Source organism: Streptomyces sp. NPDC056948, assembly GCF_042674225.1.
Classification (GTDB): domain Bacteria; phylum Actinomycetota; class Actinomycetes; order Streptomycetales; family Streptomycetaceae; genus Streptomyces; species Streptomyces purpurascens.
Map to the genome: position 1 here is coordinate 1 of NZ_JBHUQX010000552.1, position 4,947 is coordinate 4,947.

Annotated in this window: 3 protein-coding genes; 2 read left to right on the top strand and 1 reads right to left on the bottom strand. The window is 66.0% G+C overall.

Annotated elements, in window-relative coordinates; translation table 11 throughout:
- Window positions 1-63 precede the first annotated feature (63 nt).
- On the bottom strand, window positions 64-2,697 hold the full coding sequence (locus ACFTZL_RS40835; RefSeq protein ID WP_382594416.1) for a transglycosylase domain-containing protein: 2,634 nt from the start codon (window positions 2,695-2,697) through the stop codon (window positions 64-66).
- A gap of 390 nt (window positions 2,698-3,087) precedes the next feature.
- Between ACFTZL_RS40835 and ACFTZL_RS40840 the strand changes: the two genes are divergently transcribed.
- The gene (locus ACFTZL_RS40840; protein ID WP_184593854.1) at window positions 3,088-3,771 is read left to right on the top strand and encodes a PadR family transcriptional regulator; all 684 of its coding nucleotides are present in this window, start codon (window positions 3,088-3,090) and stop codon (window positions 3,769-3,771) included.
- 46 nt (window positions 3,772-3,817) lie between these two features.
- Entirely contained in the window at window positions 3,818-4,900 is a 1,083-nt protein-coding gene (locus ACFTZL_RS40845; protein WP_382594419.1) for an inositol-3-phosphate synthase, read from the top strand.
- Window positions 4,901-4,947: the final 47 nt, after the last annotated feature.

Below are 4,947 nucleotides of genomic sequence, written 5' to 3' on the forward strand. Positions count from 1 at the left end.
CCATGTTTCACGTGAAACGGCTTCGCGTTTCACGTGAAACACCCAAGCCGGGCGATCGGTCGGCTAGCCGGTGGGGCCTCCGAAGATGCCTCCGTTGCCGTTTCCTCTACTGTTGCCGCCGTTCTCGCTCGTATCCGTTGGCGAGGGCGACGTGCTCGGTTCTCCGCCCGTTCCGCCGTTCTCCGTACCACCGTCTTCCTCGCAGCCGAAGAACCCGCAGGTGTCGGTGGGCGAGGGCGACGGAAGCGAGGGCGTCACGCTGGGCGTGGCGCTCGGGGACTCGGTCGCGGTCTCGCTGGGCTCCACAGTGGGAGTCGGCGTCGGCGTCGGAGCGCCCACCGCGTCCTGGATGCCGCCGATCTTCTCGGGGTCCGGGAAGCCGAGGTCGGTCTGGCCCTTCAGGGCGGCCTTCATGTACTCGGTCCACACCAGCGTGGGGACGTCACCACCGTGAATGGACACCTCACCCGCCGTGCCGTTCATGGAGAGCAGCTTGGCGCTCTTGGGGTCCTCACGGAACATCGCGACCGAGGTCGAGAGCTGCTGGGTGTAGCCGACGAACCAGGCCGACTTGTTCTCGTCCGTGGTACCGGTCTTGCCGGCCGCCTTACGGCCCAGGGACAGCGCGTTCTTACCCGTACCGTTCTGGATGACATTCTCCAGAACGTTCGTGACGTTGTTCGCCACGTTCTCGGGCATCGCCTGCGTGATCCTCGGCTTCTCGAAGCCGGGAACCTCCTGCCCGTTGGACTTGACGCTCGTCACCGAGTACGGGGCGGCCTGCTTACCGGCGGCAGCGAACGTCGCGTAGGAGTCGGCCATGCGGATCGCGCTGGGAGTCGACGTACCGAGCGCGAACGAGGCGTTGAGGCCGGCGAAACTGCTGTCCAGGATGCCGGCCTTCTCGGCCAGGTCGGCCACGTTCTTCATCCCCACGTCCATGCCGAGCTGCACGAACGGGGTGTTGACGGACTGCTCCATCGCCTTGCGCAGGGAGATGTAACCCCACGGGCGATCACTCTCGTTCTCCTGGAAGAAGGGAGTGTTGTCCTTCTTCATGACGTAGGAGCCGTCGTTGTTCCTGACCTTGAGATGGTCGTTGCCGTTGTACTTGCTGAGCGGCGAGAGAGGACCGTCGCTCCGGTAGGTGCCGTGCTCCATGGCGGCGGCGAGCACGAACGGCTTCCACGTCGAACCGACGGGGACACCCGAGGTGTCCGCGTTGTTGTTGAAGTGCCCGTTCTCGTAGCCCGCGCCACCGTAGAGCGCGACGATCGCGCCGTCCTTGGGCTTCACCGACGCCGCGCCGAACTGGACGTGCTTGTCCAGCTCACGCTTGTCCGGGTCGAGCTTTTCCTTCTCGACCTTCTTGACGGCCTTGGTCAACGCCTCGACCTTGGACTTCTCGAAGGTCGTCTTGATCTGGTACCCGCCCTGATCGAACTGCTTCTCCGTGATGTTGGAGTGGTTCAGGACGTACTTCTTGGCCGTGTCCGCCAGGTAGCCGATCTGGCCGCTCATGCCCTTGGCCGCCTTGCGCTCATCGGGCATGGGGTACGTGCTGATCGCCTTCTGGTAAGCGGCGTCCGAGAGCTTCTTGTCGTTGTGCATCTGCTGGAGGATCCAGCCCCAGCGCTCCTTGGAACGCTTCTCGTTGGCCTTGGCGGTCGCCGACGGATCGAGGCCGTCGTTACCTGCGGGGTCGTAGTACGTCGGACCCTTGAGCAGGGCGGCGAGGAAGGCGCACTCGCTCGGCTCGAGGTCGACCGCGTCCTTGCCGTAGTAGGTCTGGGCGGCGGCCTGGATGCCGTAGGCGCCGCGGCCGTAGTACGAGGTGTTGAGGTACCCCTGGAGGATCTCGTCCTTGGAGAGCTTCGTGCCCACCTTGATCGAGATGAACATTTCCTTGAACTTACGGGTGACCGTCTGGTCCTGGCTCAGGTAGGTGTTCTTGACGAACTGCTGGGTGATCGTCGAACCACCCTGCGTGTCGCCGCCCCGGGCCATGTTCGCCAGCGCCCGGGCGATGCCCATGGGGTCGACGCCCGAGTCCTGGTAGAAGCTCTTGTTCTCGGCCGAGATCACCGCCTGCTGCATTTCCTCGGGGATCCGGTCGATCGTGACGTTCTGCCGGTTCTGGCCACTTCCGGTCGCGATCATCTGCTTGCCGTTGGACCAGTAGTAGACGTTGTTCTGCGACAGGGCGGCGGCATTCTCCTCATTGGGGACGCCCACCATGGCGTACCCGATGCCCGCCACGGCCACCAGGCTCCCGAAGAAGCCGATGCACAGTCCGGAGACGAGCCTCCAGGACGGCACCCAGCGCTGCCAGCCGTACTTGCCGGCCCGCGGATAGTCGATCAGCCGCTTCTTGTCGTACATGGCCGGGCGCCCTCTGCCCCGGCCGGGCCCGGTCGGCCCGCCGGGAGCGGCGCGCCGGCCGCCTCGTGTCGGTTCGGCCGCTCTGCGGCGGCCGCCTCCACTTCTCTGCGCCGCACGCCGGGCCTCTGCACGGCCGCCGTACTGGCGCTCCTCACCCCCCGAGTCGTAGGAGTCCGACCCATAGGAGTCGGACGGAGACCCGGTGGCGCCTCGCGGTGCCGCGCGGCGGCCGGAGGACGAGGCGGACTGGCCGCGTCGGATCTCGGCACGTCCGCCTCCCTGCGGCTGCGGCGGTTTGCGACGGTGCTCGCTCATCGAACGACTACTCCTCGGGCAGGCGCACCCCTGCGCGCCTGGAAACGGCAGCTAGTTTCCGGTCCCCCCGAAGTACGGATGCGGTCGGCTCCGCATTCATCGGTCCCGCGTGCACCCGTACTACACCGAAGACGAGGACGCGCTCAGGCGTCCCACGGTTCCCGGTGATGTGCATGGCGCACAGACTACGCACCGTCAAAACCTGCCGATGACCGAAGTTCACCTCAAATCAGGCAACTCACGTCGGACGAATCGGTGATGTGACCCCGTTCACCACACCCCCTCTTGTCGCATCCGCAAGGCCGTTCTATCGTCGTGATGTATCGAGTCGATACATCAGCTCGACACATCGGACCGAGACATCGGTACCGCGGGAGAGAGGAGGCGACGATGAGCCGGCGTTCCGGGATCCTCGAGTTCGCCGTACTCGGCCTGCTCCGCGAATCTCCGATGCACGGCTATGAGCTGCGCAAACGACTCAACACATCACTGGGTGTGTTCCGTGCGTTCAGCTACGGGACGCTGTACCCCTGCCTCAAGACGCTGGTCGCCAACGGCTGGTTGATCGAGGAGCCGGGGAACACCACCGAGGACGCCCTCGCAGCCCCCCTCACGGGGCGGCGCGCCAAGATCGTCTACCGGTTGACGGCGGAGGGCAAGGAGCACTTCGAACAGTTGCTCTCGCAGACCGGGCCCGACGCGTACGAGGACGAGCACTTCGCCGCCCGTTTCGCTTTCTTCGGGCAAACCTCACGCGATGTACGCATGCGCGTGCTGGAAGGCCGCCGCAGCCGGCTGGAGGAGCGCCTCGAGAAGATGCGCGTCTCCCTGGCCCGGACCCGGGAACGCCTCGACGATTACACGCTTGAGCTTCAGCGCCACGGGATGGAGTCCGTGGAGCGCGAGGTGCGCTGGCTGAACGAGCTCATCGAGAGCGAGCGGGCGGGGCGGGACCTCAACGGTTCCTCCTCCGGGGAGCCCGCTTCGCGTGACACCACATCTGGAGCGTCGGGCGGCCTGCCCCGGCCGGGGGACGACCCCCGGCCGGATACGCCCGACGACACCGCCACGTGAGAGCCCCCTTGAAGGGCCTCACTCATACACACAGGGAGCAACCGGAATGGGTTCGGTTCGCGTAGCCATCGTCGGCGTGGGCAACTGCGCCGCATCGCTGGTACAGGGAGTCGAGTACTACAAGGACGCCGACCCGGCGTCCAAGGTGCCGGGCCTGATGCACGTCCAGTTCGGCGAGTACCACGTCCGCGACGTCGAGTTCGTCGCCGCGTTCGACGTGGACGCCAAGAAGGTCGGTCTCGACCTCGCGGACGCCATCGGCGCCTCCGAGAACAACACCATCAAGATCTGCGACGTGCCCAGCACCGGCGTGACGGTCCAGCGCGGCCACACCCTCGACGGCCTCGGCCGGTACTACCGGGAGACGATCGAGGAGTCCGCCGAGGAGCCGGTCGACGTCGTCCAGATCCTCAAGGACAAGCAGATCGACGTCCTCGTCTGCTACCTGCCCGTCGGCTCCGAGGACGCGGCGAAGTTCTACGCCCAGTGCGCCATCGACGCCAAGGTCGCCTTCGTCAACGCCCTTCCGGTCTTCATCGCCGGTACCAAGGAGTGGGCGGACAAGTTCACCGAGGCGGGCGTCCCGATCGTCGGCGACGACATCAAGTCCCAGGTCGGCGCCACCATCACGCACCGCGTCATGGCGAAGCTGTTCGAGGACCGGGGCGTCGTCCTGGACCGCACGATGCAGCTCAACGTCGGCGGCAACATGGACTTCAAGAACATGCTCGAGCGCGACCGCCTCGAGTCGAAGAAGATCTCCAAGACGCAGGCCGTCACCTCCCAGATCCGCGACCGCGAACTGGGTGAGGGCAACGTCCACATCGGCCCGTCCGACTACGTCGCCTGGCTGGACGACCGCAAGTGGGCCTATGTCCGTCTCGAGGGCCGCGCCTTCGGTGACGTCCCGCTGAACCTGGAGTACAAGCTGGAGGTCTGGGACTCCCCGAACTCCGCCGGCGTCATCATCGACGCCGTGCGCGCCGCGAAGATCGCCAAGGACCGCGGCGTCGGCGGTCCCGTGCTCTCCGCGTCGAGCTACTTCATGAAGTCCCCGCCCGTGCAGTACTTCGACGACGAGGCCCGCGTGAACGTGGAGAAGTTCATCAAGGGTGAGGTCGAGCGCTGACGCGCCGCAACGAGTCGCTCCTGCCAGGGCTGTGAGGGTCCCCGGGT

Excerpts from the sequence above, each read along its gene's own strand:
- ACFTZL_RS40835 (WP_382594416.1), bottom strand. The coding sequence starts at position 2,697 with ATGAGCGAGCACCGTCGCAAACCGCCGCAGCCGCAGGGAGGCGGACGT.
- ACFTZL_RS40845 (WP_382594419.1), top strand. The coding sequence starts at position 3,818 with ATGGGTTCGGTTCGCGTAGCCATCGTCGGCGTGGGCAACTGCGCCGCA.
- ACFTZL_RS40840 (WP_184593854.1), top strand. The coding sequence starts at position 3,088 with ATGAGCCGGCGTTCCGGGATCCTCGAGTTCGCCGTACTCGGCCTGCTC.